This is a genomic window from Chitinophaga terrae (ex Kim and Jung 2007) (assembly GCF_900107795.1).
GTDB classification, from domain to species: Bacteria; Bacteroidota; Bacteroidia; order Chitinophagales; family Chitinophagaceae; genus Chitinophaga; species Chitinophaga terrae.
In genome coordinates, this window is record NZ_FNRL01000028.1 from 29620 (window position 1) to 53970 (window position 24351).

General features: G+C 46.2%; 26 protein-coding genes. 8 read left to right on the plus strand and 18 right to left on the minus strand.

The window, feature by feature from the left end; genetic code table 11:
* Positions 1-472: 472 nt before the first annotated feature.
* The 12 genes from hemN to BLV62_RS22990 form a co-directional block, all read right to left on the minus strand.
* Positions 473-1831 carry an oxygen-independent coproporphyrinogen III oxidase gene (gene hemN / locus BLV62_RS22935; protein WP_089764663.1) on the minus strand — a complete coding sequence of 453 codons (1359 nt, stop codon included), beginning with the start codon at positions 1829-1831 and terminating at the stop codon, positions 473-475.
* A 5-nt stretch (positions 1832-1836) separates the two neighbouring features.
* Entirely contained in the window at positions 1837-2544 is a 708-nt protein-coding gene (locus BLV62_RS22940) for a sulfite exporter TauE/SafE family protein (RefSeq protein WP_089764665.1), read from the minus strand.
* A gap of 6 nt (positions 2545-2550) precedes the next feature.
* On the minus strand, positions 2551-3012 hold the full coding sequence (locus BLV62_RS22945; RefSeq protein WP_089764667.1) for a FixH family protein: 462 nt from the start codon (positions 3010-3012) through the stop codon (positions 2551-2553).
* The gene (gene ccoG, locus BLV62_RS22950; RefSeq protein WP_089764669.1) at positions 3013-4401 is read right to left on the minus strand and encodes a cytochrome c oxidase accessory protein CcoG; all 1389 of its coding nucleotides are present in this window, start codon (positions 4399-4401) and stop codon (positions 3013-3015) included.
* Between the two features lie 2 nt (positions 4402-4403).
* The gene (locus tag BLV62_RS22955; protein WP_089764671.1) at positions 4404-5447 is read right to left on the minus strand and encodes a cbb3-type cytochrome c oxidase N-terminal domain-containing protein; all 1044 of its coding nucleotides are present in this window, start codon (positions 5445-5447) and stop codon (positions 4404-4406) included.
* Between the two features lies 1 nt (position 5448).
* Positions 5449-5640, minus strand: coding sequence for a CcoQ/FixQ family Cbb3-type cytochrome c oxidase assembly chaperone (locus BLV62_RS22960; RefSeq protein WP_089764673.1), 192 nt, complete (start codon positions 5638-5640; stop codon positions 5449-5451).
* Between the two features lie 12 nt (positions 5641-5652).
* On the minus strand, positions 5653-7815 hold the full coding sequence (ccoN, locus tag BLV62_RS22965; protein WP_089764675.1) for a cytochrome-c oxidase, cbb3-type subunit I: 2163 nt from the start codon (positions 7813-7815) through the stop codon (positions 5653-5655).
* A 31-nt stretch (positions 7816-7846) separates the two neighbouring features.
* Entirely contained in the window at positions 7847-8005 is a 159-nt protein-coding gene (gene ccoS / locus BLV62_RS22970) for a cbb3-type cytochrome oxidase assembly protein CcoS (RefSeq protein WP_089764676.1), read from the minus strand.
* A 6-nt stretch (positions 8006-8011) separates the two neighbouring features.
* Positions 8012-8302 carry a cupin domain-containing protein gene (locus BLV62_RS22975; RefSeq protein ID WP_089764678.1) on the minus strand — a complete coding sequence of 97 codons (291 nt, stop codon included), beginning with the start codon at positions 8300-8302 and terminating at the stop codon, positions 8012-8014.
* A 199-nt stretch (positions 8303-8501) separates the two neighbouring features.
* Positions 8502-10940 (minus strand): heavy metal translocating P-type ATPase, encoded by a 2439-nt coding sequence (locus BLV62_RS22980; protein WP_225889690.1) that lies wholly within the window; start codon positions 10938-10940, stop codon positions 8502-8504.
* Positions 10940-11491, minus strand: a complete 552-nt coding sequence (locus BLV62_RS22985) for a hypothetical protein (RefSeq protein ID WP_089764680.1) — start codon at positions 11489-11491, stop codon at positions 10940-10942. Before BLV62_RS22985 ends, BLV62_RS22980 begins: the two co-directional genes overlap by 1 nt.
* Positions 11492-11575: 84 nt before the next feature.
* On the minus strand, positions 11576-12235 hold the full coding sequence (locus BLV62_RS22990) for a Crp/Fnr family transcriptional regulator (RefSeq protein ID WP_225889691.1): 660 nt from the start codon (positions 12233-12235) through the stop codon (positions 11576-11578).
* A 103-nt stretch (positions 12236-12338) separates the two neighbouring features.
* Here BLV62_RS22990 and BLV62_RS22995 point away from each other — a divergent pair, with 103 nt between their 5' ends.
* The 7 genes from BLV62_RS22995 to BLV62_RS23025 all read left to right on the plus strand — a co-directional run bounded on the left by BLV62_RS22995 (position 12339) and on the right by BLV62_RS23025 (position 18114).
* Entirely contained in the window at positions 12339-12926 is a 588-nt protein-coding gene (locus tag BLV62_RS22995) for a pseudouridine synthase (RefSeq protein ID WP_089764683.1), read from the plus strand.
* Positions 12927-12997: 71 nt separating this feature from the next.
* The gene (locus BLV62_RS23000) at positions 12998-13873 is read left to right on the plus strand and encodes a YicC/YloC family endoribonuclease (RefSeq protein WP_089764685.1); all 876 of its coding nucleotides are present in this window, start codon (positions 12998-13000) and stop codon (positions 13871-13873) included.
* A gap of 15 nt (positions 13874-13888) precedes the next feature.
* Positions 13889-14377, plus strand: a complete 489-nt coding sequence (locus BLV62_RS23005) for a gliding motility lipoprotein GldH (RefSeq protein ID WP_089764687.1) — start codon at positions 13889-13891, stop codon at positions 14375-14377.
* Entirely contained in the window at positions 14374-15399 is a 1026-nt protein-coding gene (locus tag BLV62_RS23010; RefSeq protein WP_089764689.1) for a sensor histidine kinase, read from the plus strand. Before BLV62_RS23005 ends, BLV62_RS23010 begins: the two co-directional genes overlap by 4 nt.
* Before the next feature lie 64 nt (positions 15400-15463).
* The gene (locus tag BLV62_RS23015) at positions 15464-16174 is read left to right on the plus strand and encodes a response regulator transcription factor (protein ID WP_089764691.1); all 711 of its coding nucleotides are present in this window, start codon (positions 15464-15466) and stop codon (positions 16172-16174) included.
* A 419-nt stretch (positions 16175-16593) separates the two neighbouring features.
* Positions 16594-17343, plus strand: coding sequence for a sensor histidine kinase (locus BLV62_RS23020; protein ID WP_168927967.1), 750 nt, complete (start codon positions 16594-16596; stop codon positions 17341-17343).
* Between the two features lie 36 nt (positions 17344-17379).
* On the plus strand, positions 17380-18114 hold the full coding sequence (locus BLV62_RS23025; RefSeq protein WP_089764694.1) for a LytR/AlgR family response regulator transcription factor: 735 nt from the start codon (positions 17380-17382) through the stop codon (positions 18112-18114).
* Here BLV62_RS23025 and BLV62_RS23030 read toward each other — a convergent pair.
* The 3 genes from BLV62_RS23030 to BLV62_RS23040 all read right to left on the minus strand — a co-directional run bounded on the left by BLV62_RS23030 (position 18109) and on the right by BLV62_RS23040 (position 21663).
* Positions 18109-18864 (minus strand): tetratricopeptide repeat protein, encoded by a 756-nt coding sequence (locus tag BLV62_RS23030; RefSeq protein ID WP_139170362.1) that lies wholly within the window; start codon positions 18862-18864, stop codon positions 18109-18111. The genes BLV62_RS23025 and BLV62_RS23030 overlap by 6 nt on opposite strands.
* Before the next feature lie 18 nt (positions 18865-18882).
* Positions 18883-20829, minus strand: a complete 1947-nt coding sequence (locus BLV62_RS23035) for a BatD family protein (protein WP_089764697.1) — start codon at positions 20827-20829, stop codon at positions 18883-18885.
* Positions 20830-20961: 132 nt separating this feature from the next.
* The gene (locus tag BLV62_RS23040; RefSeq protein WP_089764699.1) at positions 20962-21663 is read right to left on the minus strand and encodes an SDR family oxidoreductase; all 702 of its coding nucleotides are present in this window, start codon (positions 21661-21663) and stop codon (positions 20962-20964) included.
* Between the two features lie 89 nt (positions 21664-21752).
* Here BLV62_RS23040 and BLV62_RS23045 point away from each other — a divergent pair, with 89 nt between their 5' ends.
* Entirely contained in the window at positions 21753-22448 is a 696-nt protein-coding gene (locus tag BLV62_RS23045; RefSeq protein ID WP_089764701.1) for a YjjG family noncanonical pyrimidine nucleotidase, read from the plus strand.
* A 47-nt stretch (positions 22449-22495) separates the two neighbouring features.
* On the opposite strand, the gene BLV62_RS23050 is transcribed toward BLV62_RS23045, so the two are convergent.
* The 3 genes from BLV62_RS23050 to BLV62_RS23060 all read right to left on the minus strand — a co-directional run bounded on the left by BLV62_RS23050 (position 22496) and on the right by BLV62_RS23060 (position 24333).
* Positions 22496-22705 (minus strand): hypothetical protein, encoded by a 210-nt coding sequence (locus BLV62_RS23050; RefSeq protein WP_089764704.1) that lies wholly within the window; start codon positions 22703-22705, stop codon positions 22496-22498.
* A 9-nt stretch (positions 22706-22714) separates the two neighbouring features.
* Positions 22715-23368, minus strand: coding sequence for a phosphatidylserine decarboxylase family protein (locus BLV62_RS23055; RefSeq protein ID WP_089764707.1), 654 nt, complete (start codon positions 23366-23368; stop codon positions 22715-22717).
* Between the two features lie 80 nt (positions 23369-23448).
* Complete coding sequence (locus BLV62_RS23060; protein ID WP_168927969.1) at positions 23449-24333, minus strand: phosphatidate cytidylyltransferase; 885 nt, start codon at positions 24331-24333, stop codon at positions 23449-23451.
* Positions 24334-24351: the final 18 nt, after the last annotated feature.

Sequence of the window (24351 nt, forward strand, 5' to 3'; positions counted from 1 at the left end):
CAAATGAATGGTTGCAACAATCAAAATATAGAGGAAGGAGGAAGGTGATTTAGAAAATCGGACTGTTGTTATCCACAATTATTTTAGTTGTGTGAATAAAAATTTTTGTAAATTTTTTCTTTTGTGATGAAATTCTTTTTAATATTGTGTAGGGAATTTTGTTTCCCTGTACTTACTAACCCATTCACATAATAAGAAAGTCTGATTGTAAACGCGGTCAGACTTTTTTTATTGCCCTTGAAATCCGCATGAACAGGGCATTTCAGCCGATCACGTTTTTTCTTCAACCAGTTGTCAAGGCCTGTTGATATAAAAAATCTTCTCTTTTTAGGGTGATCAATCCAAAGCTGACCAAAACCGATTTTCTCCTTTTTGAGGAAAAAAGAGCTCGTTTTTTTAGTTTTTTAATAAGTACGGTGGAGAAAATTTTCTCCACCGCAGATTTTTGTCGGCTTACTGAGCCGGTTGGTTATTAAATAGCTTTGCTAAAGAGGTGTGATTGAGGAAGCTGGCGCCATAACCTTGCATCGAAAGCCATGCAAATATTCCGGATAAAGGGTTTTCCTTTTGGGGTTACAACCAGCTTGTGAGGAAGTACTTTTACCAGTTCATCCTTTTCTGGTTCCTGCAATCTTTGCAACCCTTCCACGATGGCATCGCACTGCGTATCTGCCTTCTGCCACTGCGTTTCAAAGTTGCACATCAGGTTATGTATATGCCTGCGAAGCAGCAGGTCTTCGGTATTGAGGATATGCCCCTTAACCAATGGAAACTCGCCTTTATTCACCTTTTCCTGGTAGGCATGCACCTGTTTTTCGTTTTGAACATATGCATACCAGTTGTCGCCGATCGCCGATGCTCCCAAACCTACCAGAAGTGAGGTATGCGAAACCGTATAACCCATGAAATTCCTGTGCAATGTTCCTGCTTCAAACGCTTCATGCAACTCTTCACCGGGCAAAGCAAAATGATCCATCCCTATTTCTGTATAACCATTCAGGTAGAAAAGAGACTTCCCCAGTTCATAGAGTTTTCTCTTCTCCTCTTCCTGCGGAAGATCGGCTTCCGTATACCTCCGCTGCCCCGTTCCTTTGATCCATGGAACGTGTGCATAGCTGTAAAATGAGATCCTGTCGGGGCGTAATTTTACCACCTCGCTGATGGTTTCCCGCATGCCTCTCGGGGTTTGCAACGGCAGGCCGTAGATCAGGTCAAAATTGATGGAAGTAAACCCTATACGCCTTGCATTTTCAACCACGGCTGCTACCATCTCAACCGGCTGTATCCTGTTAATGACCTCCTGGACACGGCTGTCGAAATCCTGGATCCCTAAACTGATCCTCCTGAACCCCAGGTCAAATAATGTTTGAAGGTGAGCTGCGGTCGTATTGCCGGGATGACCTTCAACACTCAGCGATGCATCCGGCAAAATAACGGCGCTGTTATATATCCCCTTCAGCAGCTTGCCAAGGTTTGCAGCGCTGAAGAAGGTAGGCGTACCTCCTCCCAGGTGGATCTCTTTTATCCTCGGTTTGTTTCCAAACACAGCCAGGTACATTTTCCATTCTTTCAACAGCGTATCAATGTACGGTTCTTCCACCTGGTGGTTGACAGTGATATACTTATTGCATCCGCAATAGGTACATAGCTTTTCGCAGAACGGAAGATGAATGTATAAGCTGATCCCTTCCTTGTCATTGGTTTCCGTAAATGATCTTTTCAACAGCATCTTCCATCCTTCAGCATCAAAACTTCCTTCATCCCAATAGGGAACGGTAGGATAACTGGTATACCGGGGCGCCGCAACATTATATTTACTGATTAAGCTCATGGTAGTTAAGGTTTATGACAACAATTGGAAATAACGTTTTCTGTTCCTGCATGCATCAGAGGGCTGATATATGGAATGCCCAGGTTCAACCCCCGAAGCAAAAGCAGCACCCCCATAGTCGCAATCACTACAGGAATTAACTGCCGCATTTTGTTCCTTACTGAGATACTGAACAGGTGACTGAACCATGCTACTCCTGCCATCGCAGGAACGGTGCCTGCGCCAAACATAGCCATGAAGAGCATCCCTTTGGTAACGCTGCCTGCAGATACCGCACCTGCTATGGCCAGGTACACTAACCCGCATGGCAGGAGTCCGTTCAGAAAGCCGATAACCAGCAATGTGTTGAGTCGCTGTTGTCGCAGTAAGGTACCCAGGTGCTGTTTGATGACATTGCTAAATATTGGAGGAAGGCGTTTGCTGATCTTCCATCGCAGGCCTGTATACCTTAAAACTACTGCCAGCAATAAGGTCAGCCCCAGGGCAATGGAGAGCCCCTGCTGCAAACCTCCCAGGTAAAACTGTTTGCCTACCCAGCCAAAAACAGCACCCAGCAGTGCATATGCCGCTATCCTTCCCGCATTGTAAAGAAGTATCCCCATCAGCTTGCGGAATCCTGAAAGGTGCTGTACAGGGAGCGATAGGGCAATAGGCCCGCACATACCAACGCAGTGAAAACTTCCTGTAAATCCGAGTACAAATGCCGCTATCATCTTCTTCTAGTTAACAGTGATCATTTCTTCCATATAAAATGGCCGGTCATTCATCGTCCATTGAACTATTACCTTGTACAAGCCCTTTGTAAAGAGTTGTTTATCCAGCTGTTGTTCTCCGGCTGCTGCTATCTTTAACGGAACATTGATGTCTTTACCCGCATCGGAAGGGCGGTAAAACTTCAGCTCCCCGTTAACCCCGGGGTTCCTCATCTCAGCGGGAAAGGTGAGTACAATAGCCGCATCAGACTGAGAAATACCCAGGGGCGCGGATAACCCCGAAGCATTCCGTTTGCCGTCTATAACCTGCTGGTATCTCAGCTCCTCCTTGTAGTAGTCCGGCGTCACCATATCTATCCTGGTGCGCAGGCTTTTGGCGACCAGCGTAAGCATGCCTGCTGCAAACAATACAAAAACGATAATGATCTTATATCCCCAGTTCATATACCATAGTTTAAATGATTTCATTTATTGCACCGGTCCTAAAAATGTTGTGCTTAGCAACGAGATACGTTTATTCTTATCATCATAGATCCCGATGTGGACAGTGGATTTACGTTGATGCAGCGCCGTTTTCGGCAACACAACAAAGAAAGTTCCTTCCCCCTGCCCTCCTGCTTTAACATGGATGACGGAGCTGCCTATCATGCTAATCACTCCGCCGGCTTCTTCAACTTTGAGCCGGAGAGGGATATCGTGCGCTGTTTTATTTACCAGTTTAATCCTGTAGAGGTTAGAAAGACTGTCGGGGCCCTGTTCCTGGTACAATATTCCCGGAGCGCGCATCACTGTGCCGCTAACCGGTTTCCTGCTGACGAGCATCGAAACAATGGCAGCCAGTAACAGTACCAGCACTGTGCTGTAAACTTTCAGGCGCGGTGTAAAACGCAGCTTTTCCCCCGTGGCTATATTATTTTCTGACGCATAGCGGATAAGGCCTTTAGGACGCCCGGTTTTTTCCATCATAAAATTGCAGGCATCTATACAGGCCGTGCAGTTGATACATTCCAGCTGGGTGCCGTTGCGTATATCTATACCTGTAGGACAAACTTTAACGCATTGGTTGCAATCGATGCAATCGCCCAGGTCTGTTTGTTGGCCCTTCCTGAATTTACCGCGAGGCTCTCCTCTCCGGTAGTCGTAGGCTACCAGGATGCTGTTTCTATCCAGTAATACGCCCTGCAAACGGCCATAAGGACAAACAATGGTGCAGATCTGCTCGCGCATGAAGGCGAATACGCCGTAAAAAACACCTGAGAAAACGAGTATGGCAATGAACCCGCCCAGGTGCTGTGAAAGCGGATCGGTTATAATGGCTTTCAGCTGGCCGGCTCCAATGATATATGCCAGGAAGATATTGGCAATTAAAAAAGATAAGGCATAGAAGATGACATGTTTGGCGGTTTTCCTGATAATTTTATCGGTAGTCCAGGGAGCCTGGTTGAGTAAGCGCTGCCTGGCTGCGTCGCCTTCTATAAGGTATTCTATTCGCCTGAACAGCATTTCCATGAATATGGTCTGAGGGCACATCCACCCGCAGAAAAGTCTGCCAACGGCCATTGTAAACACTACGATGAAAACTATAAAAGCAAGCATCGCCAACCCGAAGATGAAGAAATCCTGGGGCCAGAAAATAGCGCCGAACAATATAAAGCGCCCTTCCACTACATTGAGCAGGAATAAAGGCCTGCCATTTATAGATATAAACGGCAGGCAACAAAAAACACTAAAATAGAATAGGCTTACAACGCTACGGATATTGGTCCAGCGACCTTTAGGTTGCTGGGCGTATACCCATTTACGCTTGCCTTGTTTATCAACGGTGGCTATAGAGTCCCTGAATGTGCTATCGGTCATGGCTATTCTTTTTGTCCTTGCGGTTCTTTCGGGTTAGGAGGATTAGATCCGTGAATGGATTTAACATAGCTGGCGATCTGGGCCAGTTGTTTCGGAGAAAAATCTTCCTGCCAGGCCTTCATTCCCTTTTCTGCAACGCCATATTTGATGGTCTTGAATATCTCGTTTATTTTACCGCCATGCAGCCAGTAATCGTCTGTCAGGTTAGGTCCAACAACGCCCTGTCCCTGTGGTCCATGACAAGGGGCGCAACTTGCCGCGAAGATCTTCTGGCCTGCTGCCAGGTCTGCCGGCTCCGTTAACAGGGTTACATTGTTTTCATCGATATTGTTAGCCGCTTTTTTAAGGTATTCTTCTTTGGCTATTGCCGCTTTTTCTTCGGCGGCGGCCAGCTCTTCGAGCTGGTTCGGGGCGGCATGCGATACTTCTGTACGCCAGGTATAAACGATCCCGAAAGCAATGGTGAAGAGGAATCCCCATTTCCACCAGGGAGGGGTTGGGTTATTCAGTTCCCTGATACCATCGTAGTTGTGACCCATGTCCGCTTCTTCTTCGGAAGCCGCATCCAGCGACTGCGTTTTGTTTATCTTCTCAAACCAGTTGACCCTGGCTTTGCCGATACTGATCGCTTTGGCTTTTTTCCTGCTTTTTATGCCTACCAGGAAGCGAAGCACGAAAAGTAAGCAGATCACTACCAGCAGTTCAACACCCAGTACAGACAGCAGGAGGTAGTAGGAAACGGGGGAAAGGGTAGAGAAAACGCCCTGCGCGTTAGCGCTGTGGCTAAGAAGCGTAAGGCCTATGATAGCTGCTACGGCGGCTACTTTTTCTGCATCTTTCTTCATCCGCTCCCGGAAAATATCTATGGCTCCGATTACCGCATTTCCAAGAACAATGATTACTATGGCCAATCCTATTATTGCTGTCAGCAGCACCACAGCAACGGGATCAAATGCCTCTTTTACAGGAGTTGCCGCTGCCTGCGCATACGCTCCGGCGCCCAACAGCAGGTTGCTCGTCAATAACAGGAGAATTGTCTTTTTCATGTTAGTCTTTTCTTTTTACAGGGAATGAGTCGTCGCGCTCCAAGGGAATTTTGCTGATCTGGTCTACCATCTCTTTATCGGCTTTAAAAGCCCAGAAAGCGGCGCCTACAAAGAACACAGAGAAAAGGATCAGCGATGCCATCGGGTAGATGCTGATGCCGGATATTGATTCCAAATAGTTGATGAATTTCATGGCAGTATGTTTTTAGTCCTGGAATGCCCCTCCGGGTTCTGTGGCTGTTGGCGCAGCTGCAGGTTTAGGAGTTGCTTTAATGTCTTTACCGATACGTTGCAGGTAGGCGATCAGTGCTACGATCTCCCTATCCGGTTTGATCGGAAGTTTGTCTTTTTGCAGGGATGCTGTGATCTCCTGCGCCTGTTTATCCATATCAGCAATTGCCTGTTTTTCATAACCATCGGGGTATGGAACTCCCAGCTTCCTCATCACGTTGATCATCGCCGGGGTTTTGCCTTTGTCTACCCGGTCCTCAAACAGCCAGGGATAAGAGGGCATTATAGAACCCGGCGACATTGAAGTGGGATCCAGCATATGGTTATAGTGCCAGGAGTCAGGGTACTTGCCTCCAATACGGGCCAGGTCGGGACCTGTACGTTTGGAACCCCATTGGAAAGGATGGTCGTACACAAATTCGCCGGCTTTTGAGTATTCGCCATACCGCGCAACTTCATCCCTGAATGGGCGGATCATCTGGGAGTGACAGGTATAACAGCCTTCCCGCAGGTAAATATCTCTTCCGTGCAGCTCGAGCGGGGTATATGGTTTCACGCTGCTGATAGTCGGAATATTGCTTCTTACAAGGAATGTAGGCATCAGTTCCAGCAAGCCGCCAATGGCCACTACAACCAGGCTGAATACCAACAGTTGTATGGGCCTGCGTTCGATCCAGTTATGCCAGTGCGCTTTCCCGTGAGTGGTTATCACTTTAGGCATCGGTGCAGCTTCCGCAGCTTCGTTGGCTACAAAACTTCCTTTCCTGATAGTTTTGCGCAGGTTAACAACCATTAAAACAAGCCCGGAAACGTATAACAGTCCGCCTACGGCGCGTAAAGCATACATGGGAACTATCGTGGTCACTGTTTCCATGAACTGGTATTTCAACTGCCCTTCTTCTGTAAATTGTTTCCACATCATGCTTTGGGTAAATGCCGCCCAGTACAATGGGATTACATAGAAGATGATACCGAGCGTACCAATCCAGAAGTGCGTATTGGCCCATTTGCGGGAATATAAAGAAGTGTTGAAAAGCCGCGGGATCAGCCAGTATAGAATACCGAAGGTCAGGAACCCGTTCCAGCCCAGCGCGCCAACATGTACGTGGGCGATTGTCCAATCGGTATAGTGGCTGATCGCGTTTACGTTTTTAAGGGAAAGCATGGGACCTTCGAAGGTTGCCATACCGTAGCAGGTAAGCGCTACAACGAAGAATTTCAGGATGGCATCTTCTCTTACCCTATCCCATGCCCCGCGCAGGGTGAGCAAACCATTGAGCATACCGCCCCAGGATGGGGCGATCAGCATAATGCTGAAAGCCGTTCCCAGTGTTTGCGCCCATTCAGGCAGGGCTGTATACAGCAGGTGGTGAGGGCCTGCCCAGATATATATGAAAATAAGGGACCAGAAGTGGATAATAGACCAGCGATAGGAATATACAGGCCTGTTAGCCGCTTTAGGCACGAAGTAGTACATCAGCCCCAGGTATGGCGTGGTCAGGAAAAAAGCTACAGCATTGTGGCCGTACCACCATTGCACTAATGCGTCCTGTACGCCCGCATACCAGCTGTAGCTTTTGAATAGGGATAATGGGAATTCAAAGGAATTAATTATATGTAGCATTGCGATCGCTACCCAGGTACCTATATAGAACCAGATAGCTACATACAGATGCGTTTCTCTACGGTGGAGGATCGTACCCAGCATATTGGCGCCAAATGCAAGCCAGATAAGCGTAATAGCAATATCGAAAGGCCATTCCAGTTCTGCATATTCTTTACCGGTAGTATATCCGAGGAATAAGGTAAGCGCGCCGCCGGCAATAATGGCCTGCCAGCCCCAGAAGTGTATTTTGCTTAAAAGATCGCTGAACATGCGCGTTTTGCACAGGCGTTGCAGGGAGTAATAAACACCCATGAAGATACCATTACCAACAAAGGCGAAAATAACGGCATTGGTGTGTATAGGTCTTAAACGCCCAAAAGTAACAGCTGCAAAACCCATGTTAAGTCCGGGAACTACCAGCTCCAACGCGGCCCATAGCCCGGCCAGCATGCCAATAAACCCCCAGAAGATCGTAGCATAGGCAAACCATTTCACGGTACGGTTATCATAATAGAATTTCTCGAGTGACATTGTCGGTATTTAAAAGGTTATCAGATTTCGTTTAATCGTTTTCGTTATTACATTTTTCATCGAACAGGATACGATGCGCAGGTGAGAAGTCGTCTTCGAACTGCCCTGATTTTACCGACCAGATAAAGGCGATAAGAAATCCTAAAGCCACCAGCAGACTTACACACAGTAAGATGATTATAACATCCATAGTTGATCATTTAACCAGTAATAACCTCGTTGTTTCAAGTGCCTGCAGTGCGTGTACTTCGTTTGCCTTAAAAGTGAACACGTCGCCTGCTTCCAGCACTGTTATTTCATCGTTGAGCATAAACGCTGTTTTGCCTTCCAGCACCAGTATCAGTGCATGCGTGGATGAAGTATGTGGTGGAACCTGGTGACCTTGCTGAATGATCAGAAGGGTTGCATCAAAACGTTTCGTTTTGAATAAAGCACAACTCTTTATTTTCTCGTTTCCTTCCGCCAGTAGGACGTTTATGCTTTTCATTTACTTTGTATCTGAAGTAATAAATGCTACATTTTCAGGCATGCCCCGCCCGCTTCGTATAACCGGCCTTTTTTATACCGGTTACACGATTCATTTCAATTACGGGCTTGTTTTGAGGCTTGCTTAGACTTTTACTCTTGTGTATTTGTGTGTTGATAGCAAAGTTAGATCTATGCTATCCCCGGTGCAATGACTTTACTCAATCCGGAATATGATATTTATCAGGGAATTGCTGAAACTCAGACCGGTTAAGCTTTTTGCCATACCATTCACTTAAGCTGAAGGTGATAAGTATGATACTTATTGAACTTGAGGGCATGAGTATAGCAGCAATAAGCGGCGATAAAATACCTTGTACCGCGAAGTACAAACCAATGATATTATAGACAAGGGATAAGATGAAACTAAGCAGGATAATGCGCTTGTTTGCCTTGCAAAGATTAATGAAACTCAACAACATTGGGAGTTGCTGCGCATCCATGATACCATCACTGGCGGGAGTGAAACTATTGCTGTCTTCTGCCAGGGAAATGCCTATGTTGCTTTGCTTCAAAGCTCCTGCGTCATTCAGTCCATCTCCTATCATCATCACTTTTTCTCCTTTCTGCTGCAGCATTTTAATATATGCCAGTTTATCGGCCGGCTGCTGCTCAAAATGCAGGGCGGCATTATGTCCCATCAGTTTTCTGAGCCGGGCTGCGGTATAGCTGTTATCGCCCGACAATACAGATAGCCGGTAATGGTCCTGCAATTGAGCCATCATTTGCCGTAGCCCTCTCCTATAGCTGTTCCGGATAGTGAACAACCCTGTTAGTTTATCGTTCATCGCTACATATACTATGCTGCCGGCCTGTTCTTCCTTTTTATGCGCGCCTGTAAAAGCAGCATTCCCCAACCTGATAAAAGTATTGTCAACTACGCCGCATACGCCCTCGCCGGGAAAGCTCTTAAAATCTTTTACTTCCATTGCGGCAGGTATCCCGCAATATTGCAGAATGGCGTTGCTCAGCGGATGGGTAGACTGCCTGGCCAGCGCGGCTATCTTCATTTCTTCAACAGGCGTAAGCGTACCGCCGTAATATATTACGGAACTCCCTGCTTTGCCTGTCAGCGTACCGGTTTTGTCGAAAACGATGTGCGTGGTATCGGCCATATTTTCTATCGCCTGCGCATTACGCAGGTAGAGTTTATGACGGCTCAGGATGCGCAGGATGTGCCCATTGGTAAAAGAAGATGCCAGTAATAATGCGCAGGGGCAGGCAATGATCAGGATAGCAGTAACGGCAGACCATATACGCGAAGGATCATGGTATCCCCAATAGGCGGCGGTTAACCCGGCAATGAGGAAAACGACCCAGGTAAAATACCTGCTTAACAGGTGTACAAAGGAATAGCTTTCTTCTTTTTTCTCCTTCAGTTCATCCCTGTTCCACAAGCTGGTCAGGTAGCTTTGGGCCACTTCTTTGATAGTCAGGATCTCAAGGTTCCCATCCAGTTGCCTGCCGCCCGCGTACACGATCTCTCCAATTGTTTTGCTTACAGGAGCCGACTCGCCGGTTACGAAACTATAATCTATCAATGCCCTGCCTTTTACTATGATCCCATCTGCAGGGATCAGTTCATTATTATGAATAAGGATAGTGTCTCCCGTTTTCAGGTCAGGCAGGGAGGTGGGTACTTCCTGTTCATCTTTTAAAACTGTAACGGCTATGGGAAAATAGGCGGTGTAATCGCGGTCAAACGACAGCCCTTTATAGGTTTTATCCTGGAGCAGGCGGCCTATGAGCATGAAGAATACAATGCCGGTCATAGAGTCGAAGTATCCCGGCGCGCCGTGAAAGATTTCTATCATGCTGCGTACAAAGGTTACCCACACGGCTAATACGATCGGCACATCTATATTCAGGAAACCATGTTTTAGTCCAGCCCAGGCGGACCTGTAAAAAGCCTGCGCGCTGTATAACAATACCGGCAAGGCCAACGCCAGGTTCAGGTACCTGAATAACCTGTTCAGATCGCCCTGCAAAAGATCTTTCGAATCGAAATACTCGGGGAAGCTCAATAGCATTATATTTCCGAAGGCGAAGCCGGCAACGCCGAGCTGGTAAACCAGTTGTTTGCCGGCCCGCGGTTTCCTGTTCTTCAGGTCCTGCAAACTGATGTAGGGTTCATAGCCCACAGCTGTGAGCACTTCTGCTACCCTTCTTAAAGGAATAAGCCGGTGGTCGAAAATGACCAGCGCCTCTTTCTTGCTAAAGTTAACGGTTACACGCTGGATGCCTTCTTCCAGCTTATGCAGGTTCTCAAGCAGCCACAAACAGGAGCTGCAGTGGATCTGCGGAATATAAAAGGTTATATGGATAGACGAATCGTCTTTGAATGAGATCAGCTGCTGTTGCATTTTTTCGTCGTCCAGGAAAGCGAACTTATCTTTCCTGGCGGCTATGCGTTGATTAATGCCTGGTTTGTCGTTCAGGTTGTAGTATTCACAAAGTCCGCTTTGGTTCAGGATCTCAAAAACGGTTTTGCATCCCATGCAGCAGAAATGTTTGTCCTGGATCCGGATACCGGCTTCCGTACAGGTTTCGCCGCAATGGTAGCAGGTAGTATAAGTGATGGCAGAAGAAGGAATGTTCATTAGTCGATAGTTCTGTTATTGATATCAGCGTGGGAGATCACGGTGGTTTGTCCGGGCAAAGTTGCCGGGTACAGGATGTTCTGTTCTATGTATATCCATTGCTGAATGAGGAGTTCTGTTGCTATCATATCGCCTATGCACAGCTTGTATTCAGCGCTCCAGTGCTGTTGGATCTGGTAATTAGCTGAAACCTGCCTGAGTTTCTGCAGGAGAAGCAATATTTTCTGAAAGGCCTGCTGAATGCTGTCGTACGCGCCTGGCTGAAGGGTCTTTTGGCCTTTGTTGAGGATGGAGGCATTCCTGATCACCGGGAACAGAACGGAGGTTTCTTTGCGGATCAACTGGTTGGTTTCGGCCTGCATCTTCCCGAAAAGCAAATGCTGGAGGTCAGCGGCCTGTGGCGCTTTCCCGTCTTCCTGTTTTTCCAGGTTAAAATAGGCCATTACCTGTTCTATCAGTTGCTGGATGGGGGCATGGAATTTATTAGCAATTACATTGCACAGGAGGCCCGGCGTCAGTTCATGGTAATTGATAATGGAATGAGCAAACATGCGGTGGTATTTTTGTATGATACAAAAGTACCTGAGAGGTTAGAGGCCACGAATGACATGGATCAAATGAGAATATGATATTTATCAGTCCTGGAGGTTGGCGGTTCTGATAATTTCGGGGATATCCAGCAGGCGTATCTTTTTACCTTCCAGCTCTATCATACCATCTTTTTTGAATTCAGACAGCAGGCGGATAGCGGATTCGGTAGCAGTACCTACCAGGTTGGCGATCTCTTCTCTGGACAACCGAACGCCCAGGGTTTGTTCGTCGGGTTCCAGCCCATAGGTTTCTTTTATGAACAGCAGGGTTTCGGCCAATCGTTCCCGTACCGGTTTCTGGGCCAGATGGGTGATTTTAAGTTCTGCTTTCCTGAGTTCACTGGATAAGATCCTCATCATTTCGAACGAGAGAGAGGCGTCTTTCTTTAAGATATTGAGAAACAGATCTTTAGGAATGAAGCAGATAGAGGAGTCTTCCAGGGCGGTAGCTGTGGCAGTATATCTTTCATTGCTGAGAAGGGCTTTATACCCCATGATATCGCCGGCTTTTACGAGGCGGATAATCTGTTCCCGGCCATCGTCGCCACTGTGAGATAGCTTAATTTTACCGTCGTTAATGCAGTATACGCCAAAGGGGTAAGCTCCTTCATGGAATATCACCTGTCCTTTCCTGTATACAGAGCATACTTTTGCATCCGAAATCTCATCGAGATTACAGGGTTCCGCTTTGCAGAAAATCGACATAAAGCGATCCTTGCAATGTTGGCATGATGGATTGTGGAACGGTGTAGCCATATCAATTTGCAAAAGTACTAATTTACGTCGCCTTAACCAAAGCAAAAGTCCCGTGACCTTTAATTATTATATTATTTATAAACCATACGAAGTTTTAACCCGGTTTACGCCTGAAGGGAACAAAGCCTGCCTGGCCGATTATTTCAAATTGCCGAAGGATGTTTACCCGGTTGGGCGTTTAGACTATGACAGCGAGGGATTGTTATTGCTGACGAATGACAAGGCATTGAACAGCCTGCTCCTGCAACCCAGGCATGCCCATGAACGGGAGTATTGGGTGCAGGTAGATGGCGCTGTAACCACCGGGGCGGTGCAGCAACTGGAAAAAGGCGTAGATATCAATGTTGATGGCCAGATGTATCATACCCAGCGCTGCAAGGCCCGAATATTGGAGGAGGAGCCTCCGCTCCCGCCCCGTTTCCCTCCTATCCGGTTCCGGAAAACCATCCCGGCGCCCTGGATCAGTCTTACCCTGAAGGAAGGAAAGAACAGGCAGGTAAGGAAAATGACGGCAGCAGTAGGCTTCCCGACGTTGAGGCTTGTCCGTTATAGAATAGAGCAGCTGACAATAGCAGGAATGGAATCGGGAGAGCTGAAACAACTGGACAGGACAACTGTTTATAAAGGTTTACGGTTATAAATGCCGCAATTCGGCTTATAATCCGTAAATTCCTAAATTTTAACTAGGTTTGTCACCTACAAATATCAATTATGCTGAAATCAATGACCGGCTTCGGAAGGGCTGAATTTACAAGAGGAGAAACAAGTGTTGTGGTTGAAATTAAATCGTTGAACGGAAAGCAGTTTGAGGTGAATCTGAAGTTTTCTCCATTGTTAAGACCATACGAATTTGAGATTCGTAATCTGATGCAACAGGTATTACAGCGAGGAACCTTGGATGCTACCATCAACATCCGTCAGAATGGCGCTACCCGCCCGGTTGTGATCAACACAGATCTTGCAAAATATTATTACCAGTCGATCACCATGCTGGCTAACCAGCTGGAACTGCCACAGGGCGATATGTTGAATGTGTTGATGAAACTGCCGGAAGTGGTGACCCCTGCTACTGAGCAAATCACCGAAGAAGAGTGGAAGGATGTGGCCAGTACCCTGAAAGAAGCGCTGATAGACCTGGATACACACAGGATTGACGAAGGCCAGATGCTGGAGTCGGACCTGAAACAACGGATCAATAACATTGATGAATACCTGAATAAGGTCCGTGAACTGGATCCATTGCGTAAAGACCGTATACGCCAACGCCTGGAAGGCCTGTTGGCAGAATATGTGGGTAAAGAAAATGTGGACACCAACCGTTTGGAACAGGAACTTATATTCTATTTAGAGAAATTAGATATATCTGAAGAACTTTCCCGGCTGGAAAACCACCTGCGCTACTTTAGAGAGATACTGAAAGATGAGGATGCTGCAAAAGGTAAAAAACTGGGATTCGTGTTGCAGGAAATTGGCCGCGAGATCAATACTACAGGGTCTAAAGCCAATGACGCAGGGATCCAGCAGTGGGTTGTGCTGATGAAAGATGAATTGGAGAAAGCCAAAGAACAAGTATTAAACGTTTTATAGTAAGGCGTAAACCATATGAAGCAATTCTTTCTGGCGGCAGCAGGACTATTATTCTTTGTTGCAGCTTGCAAGCCACCTAAACTGGATGTCTACGAGAAAAACCTTGAGATACCAGGCCATGAATGGTCGAGTGACTACAAACCCTCTTTTGAGATCAAGATACAGCCAGAGGATACCGCCTGGCTTTATAATATTTATGTGAACGTTCGTCACACTGATGCCTATCCGTACAGCAATATCTGGCTGCTCATAGGCACCCGGTACCCGGGCGACAGCATACCCAAGGAACAGAGAGTGGAATTGCCGCTGGCAGATGTGACGGGTAAGTGGTCGGGTTCCGGGGTGGACGATATATTTGAGCACAGGATCTTTATCCAGCAACGGGCAACATTTAATATACCAGGTACATACAAATTTACCTTTGAACAAAACATGAGGCAAAATCCGCTCCCTTATGTAATGAATGTTGGCCTGCGGATAGAGAAAGCTGGCAAAAGGCCATGATGAAAAAAATTGTCTATAAAATGCAGGAAGGGAAATCCGTTTCCCTTGTTTATTTTTTAGTACTGGCATATACGATAGCCGCCCTGGTATGGTGGGGCATTTTGTTGTTCCGTCAAAGCCAGCAGGTGAAAGCTTTTGAGGTGCAGAACCTGAACCTGCGGATAGACAGTACAGCCAGGCCGGTGGAGTTTCAGCTGGAACTGCAGCGGATAGATAAGGAAGAACATATGCGTTCTTTCAAATACCTGGGAGAAGGGATCACCTTTTTAGCGATCATCCTCTTAGGGGCCTTATTTGTTTTCAGGGCGGTGTGGAAGTATATGAAACTTTCGAGGCAGCAGCAGAATTTCATGATGGCGGTGACCCATGAGCTGAAATCGCCAATTGCAGCCGCGAAACTGAACCTGGAAACGATACGGAAACATGAAGGGCTGGACCCCGAGAAGCGTCTGAAGCTGATCAACAACACCATAAAGGAAACCAACCGGCTGGACCAGTTATGTAACAACATCCTGCTGGCAGCCCAGCTGGAAACACATAAATACCAGTTGTTCAAGGAGCCTTTGGATTTCTCAGCCCTTATCTGCAGCTGCGTGAAAGAAATGGAGAACCGGATCAATACACACCGGATCGTCGGCGAACTTCAGCCTGATATATGGATGGAAGGAGATAAACTAACCTTGCAGATCATACTCAGTAACTTAGTGGAGAACGCAACGAAGTACGCCCCCAAGAATAGCACTATATTTGTGAAGCTGTTTGTAAACCAGCAACAAGAGCTAAAGTTGCAGGTTATTGATGAAGGTCCCGGTATCCCGGACGATGAAAAAAACCGGATCTTTATGAAGTTTTACCGAATTGGTAACGAAAATACCCGCAAATCAAAAGGTTCCGGATTAGGGTTGTTCCTTACAGCTAAAATCGTAGAACAACACCACGGGTATATAGCAGTGGAAGACAATAAACCTACTGGTAGCTGTTTCGAGATCACCTGGACAGAATTTTCCGTTCAAACGGCGTAAATTAGCTAAGAGATTGACAAAACCCCTTAAACCGGGTTCGCTCTAAAAATTCAAAAGAAAACACATGAAGGAAGCGACAAAGGCATCAATACTACTGGTTGAAGATGAAGAAAACCTCCAGGAGGCGCTGAAGCTGAACCTGGAGCTGGAAGGATATGAAGTAACAGCTGTAGACAACGGAACGGCAGCCCTGAAAGCCGTTAAAAACGAATATTTTGACCTGATCATACTTGATATCATGTTGCCGGAAATGGACGGTATCGCCGTGTGTGAGAACATCCGTATCCAGAACAATGAAATACCTATCCTGTTCCTGAGCGCAAAAAACAGCAGCGCCGACAGGGTACTGGGATTGAAAAAAGGCGGAGATGACTACATGACCAAGCCTTTCAACCTGGAAGAACTGCTGTTGAGGGTCGAAAAGTTAATCGTCAAGAATAAGAAGATACAGGATAAAGACAGTGTTCCGAATGTTTACCGTTTTGGCAACAATGTTATAGACTTTGCCGCACAGGAATGTGTAGGTAAAGATGGCAAACATTATGAGCTGAGCAAGAAAGAAGCGATGCTCCTGAAGCTGCTGATCGAAAACAAAGGCGAAGTGGTTACCAGGGAAAAGATCCTGCAGGTAGTATGGGGGTACAACGTTTACCCTACCACCAGGACCATCGATAACTTTATCCTGAACTTCCGGAAATACTTCGAAGAAGATAGCCGTAACTCGAGGTACTTCCACTCCGTTCGCGGAGTCGGCTACAAATTCACCGAAGGATAGTCTCACGCAAAGGCGCAGAGAGGGGCAAAGGGGCATAAGATATTTTTAAGGATAGTAAGAAAGCAAAGGGATTTTTTACCGGAGCGAATTTTAAGAAAGCAAAGGATACGAAGATTGTGTTATAAAAATCAATCCTCGTATCCTTTGCTTTCTTATTATCCTTTTATCCTTAAAAATATCTTATGCCCCTTTGCCCCTCTCTGCGCCTTTGCGTGAAATTCACCAGATTTCAGCTTATTCTATCCAGTTGCCTGAAAATTCCTGCCTCATATAAAGTCTCTCTTTCCATTGGCTATTATTTCCCCGATATTTATTCTTCCTAATTGCAAGATCGATCACTCTTTCTGTAAAACTTACATGTGGCACATTATTATACGGAAATAGTTTTTGTTGCGGGATGGCCCTATTGGTTGTTTTTCTTGTTAAGCCTAATTGCCTTATTTACTTTTTTCACATTAAGGGAAAGAAAGATCCGTAAAGCTGCAGAGAATAAAATAACCAAGCACCAATCCCTGATCAACCTGGAGTTACATGCTTTTCAGGCGCAACTGGACCCGCATTTTATTTTTAATAGCCTCAACGCTATTCATCATTATATTCTGACGACCAGTACAGATATGGCTTCCTTATACCTCACCCGGTTTTCCCGGTTAATGAGAATAATGATCAGTAATTTTAACAAAGAATGGATTACCTTGAGGGAGGAACTGGATGCGTTAGAACTTTATATACAGTTAGAGCAACTGAGATTCGATGAGCAGTTTAAATATCAAATACAGGTAAGACCGGAAGTCAACCAACAATTAACGTTTATACCCCCATTAATCATTCAACCTTATGTACAATATGCAATATGGCATCGGTTGCTATTAAGGCCGGAAAAAAGCGGTGGACAATTAACCATTACAATAGGCAAGGATAAAGACCGGTTGTTTATTCAACTGGAAGACAATGGTGTTATGATCAGCGAAATGCTGGACAGCACCGGAGAACGACAGGCAACAGGCGTGGATATAGCCTCAGAACGTTTATACATGATGAGTGAGAAATACCAGATGAAAGCCAGCATAAAGGCCCTCCAGGTACACGACAACTCCCACTCTCCTACAACTAACCGATTGATTATTAGCATGCAACACGTAGGTGCCCGCCAATCTCTGGCTGGTTAACCGAAGACACTTGAAACACCTTAATTTCTTGATCGTATGCGAGCCATTATCGTAGATGATGAGAAACATAGTCGGGATGCCCTTCAGTCAATGCTCGCCAAATATTGTCCTCATGTGACTGTTCAGGCTTTATGTTGCAATGGTGAAGAAGCGCTGCAAGCTATTCATCAATTAACCCCCGAAATTGTTTTTCTCGATGTTGAAATGCCTGTTCTGGACGGTTTCCAGGTGTTGGAAGCCTGCCGGCAACCCCAATTTGCAGTAATTTTTATCACCGCTTATGATCAATACGCCCTGCAGGCTATTCATCATAGCGCACTGGACTACCTGCTGAAACCGATCGACGCCCAGGAACTACAGTCGGCTGTTGACAAAGCCGGGCGGCTGCCAGTGACTGAAACGGCGAGAATGGTCAATAAGCTGCTCTCTTTTTTAGCGCAGGAAGACAGGAAAGCGTTGCCGACCGCACAAGGGTTGAAGATCATAGCTGCCCGCAATATCATTTATTGCAAAGCTGTTGGTAATCATACCAGGATCTTCCTTCAGCCACCCGAAACCCAGGTTACTATTAAGGCCAGGATGCCTGAGCTGATCGGCTGGTTGAGAGACAGAGGTTTTATGCAGGTACACACAGATTTCGTGGTCAACCTTTCCCTGATGGAAAAGTATATTAAGGGAGATGGAGGCGCAATTGTGATGTGCAACGGGGATAGTGTTCCGCTGTCGAGAGACCGGAAACAGGACTTCCTGCTCCGGGTAGAGCACCTATAAGCGTTTGATGGCTGCGCAGCTGATCCAGCCGCTCTTTCCATCAGCCAGTTCTATCTTGCAGTATTCGTTGGTGGCATCGGTTACATGTACCTTGACCCCTTCTCCTACTTCGAATATATCCCTGCTGGTTTCATCAGGAGCCGATTTAACCTTGTGCTGGGCCATGATAACGCCGGTGCTATGGTCGTTTGCCGACAGGTAAGTACTGATGGCAACAGAGAGGTACAGCAACGTCAGCACTGCAGTTACATAGTTGGCTATAGCGATGTATGTGCTGCTCCGGCCAGGCAGGAAACGCGTTAACGCCACGCCTGCGATGAATAACCAGAAAAATATGATCACGCCTGTGGCCCAGCCATTTGGCGTGTGCAGCAAGCGTAAATTCTGCCACCATTGCTGGAAGAATACCAACGGCAGTTCTCCAACAAAACCATCTACCTTCTGGTTGGCAATATCGAGGTTATGTTTTACTGATTGGTTATTGGGAGATTGTTGTAATGCTTTTTCGTAGTTGTAAACCGCCATACCGGTTTTACCCGCCTTGTACCAGGCGTTGCCGGCGTTGAAATAGAGAGAAGTCTGGTGATACCCTTCGTCTATCAGCTGTTGATATGTTCTGGCAGCTTCAGTGAATTTGCTCTGATTGAAAAGATTATTTGCCTCCTCAAACCGTTTTTGAGGCGTTTGAGCGGATATTGTTGTGAAACCTGTAAACAACATCACCAATGCAAAAAGAATCGATTTTAGCATGCCTGTATATTAATTACTTTAATTTTTTAATGCTTCCTCCAGGTTGGAGATAATGGTAACAGCCTGTTCGTAGGTACCCTGCATACGGCGGTTGTCCTGGCCGGGGGCGTATAGCGCAACTTCGCAGTTGTCTATCAGTTCAAACAGGTCTTTGGTATTACTGCCGTTGATGCTGCGTTGACCTAGTTTATCCTGTACCAGCTGCTTGCTGAGGTCTGCCATCGGGATCTTTAGTTTAGAGCTTAGATAACCCCATACAGCCCTTGAGGTTTCTTCATAGAAAGCCTTGTCCTTACCTTCTTTCAGGTACCGCGCAGCCAGTTCAAGACGTTTTAAAGCCACCTTGTTGGCGTACCTGTGTTTTAATACGGCTGCATTGGTGGTTTTATAGTCTTTCCTGCGTTTGTAAAGGAAAAGTCCTGCCAGTACCAAAACAGGTATTAAGAGCAGTATATAGAACCAGGGGCTTAAAATGAACCAGGTATGGTTGCGGGTCCAGTTAAGTACGCCCGTTTCGTTTTTCACCAGTTCGTTTTTGCCTACGCTGAAGTCCTGTTTTTCCTGCTTTGTTTGCTTGCCTTGTTCAATGTGAATGGTAAATGGTTCGGACTTGATAGTCTTATACGCATTGGCAACGGGATCGAAGTATGAAAACTCGACGGCCGGAATTGTATGGTCGCCTGCTTCTTTAGGCATCAACACGTATTCGAAGGTCCGGCTTCCCTGGAGCGGGTTGCTGTTCTTTTCGATATCGTCGGTCACTTTAGGGTCGAATTTTTCGAAACCGCTTGGTACGTCGATCTTCGGCGAGTTGAGCAGGTTTACATTACCGCGGCCGCTGATAGATACTTTGAGTGTCAGCGCTTCATCAGTGGTTAATTTCGTTTTGTCGACATTGGCCGTCATGTTAAAGCTGCCGACAGCCCCGTTGTAGCTTTCCGGCCTGCCTTCTACCGGCACCGGCTTAACATGTATGCTGATCGGATTGCTCTGGATCTTGTAGGGAACATCCTGGTAGGTAACTTCCGGCCTGTTAAAGAAATCGTCGAAGAACGGATCACGGAATGCAGGATCATTGAAGAAATCTTCGAACGGGTCTCTTCCCCTGCTGCCTCTTTGCTTATTGTTCACAATAGAGATCAGCCGAACCTGGTTATCTACTTCCACGGGGTCCAGTTCCAGCGTGCCTGATTGCAACGGGAACAGTAAAGTTTTGCGGATCGTGAATACTTTATATTGAACGCCGTTTACCCTTTCCTCTGTTGCCTGGGGAGGGTTAGGCAGTTCTATATCTTTAGCAGAAAACCCTTTGAACGCAGGTACTTTTGTAACACTGGAGTTTGTCGGGAGCCTTGTATAGAGTTTGTAAGTGGCGGTTAACTGCTCGCCTTCGTAAAGGTTGGTTTTATCAACATCTACCTTGAGGAAGATATTTTTCCTGAGTTTTTCGTTCAGGTCTTCTCCCTTTTTCAATACCCCTTCCGGCAGATCATCTCCCCCGCCTGAAGAGCGGCCATGAGAAGGATTGCCGGCGTATGGATTGGAAGGCTGGGCCTGGGAAGGAGCAGAACCTTTTCTTACTTCAATGAGCACAGGATTTGATTTTACCATATTCCCGTTCACCCGCGCCTGGGCGCCGGCGATGGTGAAGCTGCCAACATGCTTTGGTTGCAGCAGGTAGATCAGCGCCACATACTCCGAACGTTTGCCGTTGAAGATAGATTGTCCCTGCATTTGGGATGGCCCTTGTACAACTTCAAAATCTTTAAAGCTGGGAGGAGTGAAACTGGAAACATTCTGACCGTTTTCCAGCATAAACTGGATCTGGAATGTTTCATCCATAGTAACACTGTTGCTACTCACGGTGGTCGTAAAACGAAATTCCTGAGCAGCTGCAGTAACAACAAATCCTAAGCAAAACAGAATGGAGTAAACGCACTTCCTTATGCAAAATCTGTACATCATAAATTATGTCAACAAATTTAACCAAACCCTTATCTACAGCGTAATAGCGGCCGTTAAAAGTTAGTTAAAACATTCCGGAAATTTCGAATTTATTGGTTTATGAATTTGTTATAAAAATTCTTGTTAAAAGGCTTAAAGATCCCCCAATATCGGGCGTAACAGGATTTCTTCCACCACTGTTTGCGGCGCCATCTGGTAGGCCGACCATACAACGCTGGCAATATCTTCAGGGGGCATCAACCTTTCCGGAGGACCGCTGAACCCTTCCCAGGACGCTGTTAACGTAGGCCCGGGATTTACTGAAGTTACCTTGATCTGCAGGTTTTTCAATTCTTCCCGCAGGTTTTTGCTGAAGCCTAACAGTGCATGTTTCGTAATACTATATGAGCCGCCGTTAGGGTAAGATTTAAGACTGGCGGTGGAGCACATATTGAAAATATGTCCTTTTTGCTGAGCAATCATAACAGGAAGCAGCGCACGGGTCAGGTAATAAGCGCTGTACACATTTACGGCCATCAACTTTTCCAGCAGCCCGTCTTCTTCCTGGTGAATAGCGCCTGGAGTATAGATGCCGGCGTTATTTACGAGTATATCGATAGTGGAAAAATTATTTTTAACAGTATCTGCAAATGCCAATACTTCTTCCTTATTCCCCATGTCTACTGCTATTGCCAGCACTTTAACAGCTGGATTCTTCGCTTGTACCGCAGCCTGTGTTTCTGCCAGGGTAGCAGCATTTCTAGCACAAATAGCCACATTAAAACCTTCCAGCGCCAGCTTTTCTGCTATTGCTTTACCAATTCCTTTACTGGCGCCTGTAATTACTGCATTCATAGAACGTATATCGATTAAAGACAGTAAAATAAGGAATTTACCGTTAACAGACCCTATTACAGCCCCGTATTTCGTAACTTTGCGCGATCATGAAGTATAAACATCTTTTCTTTGATCTGGATCATACACTCTGGGACTTTGAAAAAAATGAACAGGAAACTTTGCTGGAGCTCTATAAAGCTCATAACCTGGAACAACGCGGAGTACCAACATTCGAGTCTTTCTCTGTTTCCTATGTAGCACATAACGAACGCTTATGGGAACGTTTCCGCAAAGGTTTTATAACCCGTAATGACCTGAGGGACAAACGTTTCCGGCTAACGCTGTTAGACTTCAAGATCGGTGACGAAAAGCTCACCCAGCAGCTTTCGGATTCATTCCTGGAAATATTGCCTTATAAAAAAGCTTTATTCCCTGAAGCGAAAGAAACGCTGGAATACCTGGCAGATAAAGGATACCCTATTCATATGATCACTAACGGTTTTGAAGAAACGCAGTTATTGAAAATGCGGAATTCGGGGATCGAGCATTTCTTTACCCATATCATAACTTCGGAGTTGGCGGGAAGCCTCAAGCCTTATCCACAGATCTTCGAATTTGCGATCAGCAGGGCAGGTACGCATGCAATGGAAAGCATAATGATTGGTGATGCAATGGAACTGGATATCAAAGGGGCGCATGGAGTGGGAATGGACCAGGTTTACTTTAATCCTGCCAAACCGCCTTCAGACTTCAAGCCTACTTATGTTATCAATCATCTGAAAGAACTGAAAGCGATCTTATAAAATAAAAAAGGGAAGATCATCTTCCCTTTTTTATTTATATAAAAATATTAGCTTTTCTTTCCTTTCTTAGCCAGGCTGGCGGCTTTAGAGGGTTGCTGGCAGCAACTTTTAGTGCCAGACTTGTCTTTCTTGCAGCAGGCAGCGGCGCCGCACTCTTTCTTTGGTGCAGCAGCGGATTTTTCTTTCTTCTCCTGGGCCCAGGCAAAACCAGTTAAGAGTAAAAAGGCCAATGAGCCTGTCAATACTTTTCTGATCATTTCAGGTAATTAAAGTTTAGCGATTACGCTTACACCGCCTTTCACTACTTCTTCCAGTTGTACGGCTACTTCTGTACCGATAGGCAGGTAAAGGTCTACACGGGAACCAAATTTAATGAATCCCATTTCTTCATTCTGCTTTACTTCCATACCTGGTTTCAGGTAGTTTACGATCCTGCGGGCCAATGCGCCTGCTATCTGGCGTACCAGGATATCGGCTTTTGCATTCCCGATCACTACAGAATATCTTTCATTTTCGGTAGAAGACTTAGGGTGCCATGCTACCAGGTATTTTCCAGGGTGATATTGCGATAATTTCACCTGTCCGCCAATGGGATTGCGGTTTACGTGTACGTTAGCAGGGCTCATAAAGATTGAAACCTGCAAACGTTTATCCTTGAAGTATTCCGGTTCATAAACTTCTTCAATCACCACTACCTTACCGTCGCATGGCGAAGTCACCAGGGAGTCGCCGGTAGTGAACTGGCGGGCAGGAATACGGAAAAAAGATACGATGAACAGGAAGAAGACCAGGGATATAATGGCTACCGTCCAGCAAAGTCCCGGCATTTCACCGAACCAATAACATACTGCGCCGTTGATTAACGCCAATACCAGGAATACAAGGGAAATGGTGGCAAATCCTTCTCTATGGATCTTCATTGTGTTTTTAAATTATTGATTTATTAAAATGTCCCCGCAAAGGTACTTTAATTCAAAAAAATTAACATGCGAAATTCTGTTTACGAAATCATAAAGAATTGCACATAGATCCAGGCAAATGGCGCAGCCAGCAAAAGAGAGTCGAACCGGTCGAGGAAACCGCCGTGCCCGGGCATAATGTTACCTGAATCTTTTACCCCTGCCATTCTTTTCAGTTTAGATTCGATCAGGTCGCCCAGGGTACCGAAAACCGCTGCTATACAGGCCAGCGCGATCCAGTGCCGGAGTGAAAGATATCCTGAACCCCAGAAATGACCATACACCGCCGCCGCAGCTACAGCCAGGATCATCCCTCCCACTGTTCCTTCAATGGTTTTCTTGGGAGAGATATTGGGTGCAAATGGCGTTTTTCCTATCAGGGAACCTACAATATAGGCCATTGTATCGTTGATCCAGATGAAAATGATCAGCAACAAAGGGATAAGCCATCCCGGCGCTGTACCGAAACCGCCCGGAGTGTATTGAATTTCAATTGCATGCAACCGCAGGTAGATGAGCAGGCCAAAAGGAATGATGGCATACAGGATGCCGATCGCCGAATAACCGATATTCTTCAGGTAAAAATCCTTGCTCAGCAATATCTCCCCTATTGGCATTACCAGGAGGAAGATCACGGCTGCCCACCAGCCGATGAGGCCGGTAGGCAACTGGGCGAACTGGAAATTGTTGCCGGTAAACGTTAAAAGAATAGCCCCCCCTGCAAGGGTAGCGCCCCATTTATGCCAGGAAGAGATATTGGCATAATCGGGATCAATATTTCTTATCAGTTTAAAATATTCCTGTAAGGCAAAGCAGCCTATAAGGAAGAACAGCAGGAAAAAAGTGAATTCAGTGTATAAAATACCCCCCAGCATCACTGCTACGAACACCAGCGCAGAAGCCGTGCGGGTAAAGAATGTTTTCATGAGAGTTAATATGTATTA